This window comes from Bacteroides sp. 4_1_36, from assembly GCF_003466325.1.
Lineage (GTDB): Bacteria > Bacteroidota > Bacteroidia > Bacteroidales > Bacteroidaceae > Bacteroides > Bacteroides uniformis.
The window spans coordinates 1-1587 of record NZ_QSOX01000058.1 but is presented as its reverse complement, the minus strand read 5'-3'; the positions used below and the strand labels follow the sequence as shown (position 1 = coordinate 1587).

The window sequence follows — 1587 nt, the reverse complement described above, 5'->3', positions numbered from 1 at the left end:
CCGCAACACTATTATAAAATATTTTTTTTAAGTACCTGAGCAACAAAAAGTTGCTCAGGATTTTGCCATGTCAGAGGATTCACTTAACTTAGTGTTGCAAAAAAATAATCAAACAAAACCTCATCAGGCATGGCAAAAATACAAATAAAATCCGAGAAGCTCACTCCTTTTGGAGGAATATTTTCAATCATGGAGCAATTTGACTCCACATTGTCATCTGTAATCGACTCGACACTCGGTCTAAGGTGTAGCTCGTTCGGTTATCAGTACAGTGAAATCGTCCGTTCCCTCATGAGTATCTACTTCTGTGGTGGCTCATGCATTGAGGATGTCACTACTCATTTGATGAACCATCTCTCGCTCCATCCGACACTTCGTACTTGTAGTTCTGATACTATCCTCAGAGCGATAAAGGAACTGACGCAAGGAAACATCTCATACACATCAGATACGGGTAAGAACTACGATTTCAACACGGCTGACACACTCAATACCTTACTGCTCAATTGTATGTTTGCATCCGGCCAACTGAAAGAGGGCGAGATGTATGATGTTGATTTCGACCATCAGTTCATAGAGACTGAGAAGTATGATGCAAAGCCTACATACAAGAAGTTCCTTGGTTATCGCCCTGGCGTGGCGGTTATTGACGACTTGATTGTTGGCATTGAGAATAGCGATGGTAACACCAACGTTCGTTTTCATCAGAAGGACACGCTGAAGAGATTCTTTGAGAGATTTGAGCAGAACGGACTTACAATCAATCGTTTCAGAGCTGATTGTGGATCATGTTCCGAGGAAATCGTGGAGGAAATAGAGAAACACAGCAAATCCTTCTATATCCGCGCAAACCGCTGCAGTTCGCTCTACAATGACATCTTTGCTCTTAGAGGCTGGAAGACTGAGGAAATCAATGGCATTGAGTTCGAATTGAACTCTATTCTTGTTGAGAAGTGGAAGGGTAAAGCATACCGACTTGTGATTCAAAGACAGAAACGGATGGACGGTGTGCTGGATCTTTGGGAAGGAGAATACACATACCGTTGTATCCTGACTAACGACTATGAATCTTCCACAAGAGAAATTGTCGAGTTCTATAACCTTCGTGGAGGAAAGGAACGTATCTTCGATGATATGAACAATGGTTTCGGGTGGGACAGATTGCCCAAATCCTTCATGGCAGAGAACACTGTGTTCCTTCTTCTTACGGCACTTATCCGTAATTTCTACAAGGCCATTATCCACAGACTTGACGTAAAGAGGTTCGGACTCAATGCAACAAGTCGCATAAAAGCGTTTGTCTTCAGGTTTGTCTCTGTACCAGCCAAGTGGATCAGAACATCAAGGCGGTATGTGCTGAATATCTATACCTGTAATAATGCTTACGCAGATATTTTTCAGACTGATTTTGGATAACGCCTACAACTTATGGGTATGATACTGCGTATTGCCTCAAGTCGCATAGTGGGGCAAGGGGATATTGTGGGCAGAAGTGGGTATTTCAGCCTCAATTTATCTGCTAATTCAGTGATGAGAGGACGTTTAGACGCAAGAAGGACGCTGAAGAGCTTAGTTGCGGATTTGAGG

General features: G+C 42.8%; 1 protein-coding gene. It reads left to right on the top strand.

Features of this window, described 5'->3' with window-relative positions:
• The first annotated feature begins 129 nt into the window (after positions 1–129).
• On the top strand, positions 130–1416 hold the full coding sequence (locus DXD65_RS20835) for an IS1380-like element IS613 family transposase (RefSeq protein WP_005805709.1): 1287 nt from the start codon (positions 130–132) through the stop codon (positions 1414–1416).
• Positions 1417–1587 lie beyond the last annotated feature (171 nt).

Coding starts and splice junctions, on each gene's coding strand:
- DXD65_RS20835 (WP_005805709.1), top strand. CDS start 130: ATGGCAAAAATACAAATAAAATCCGAGAAGCTCACTCCTTTTGGAGGA.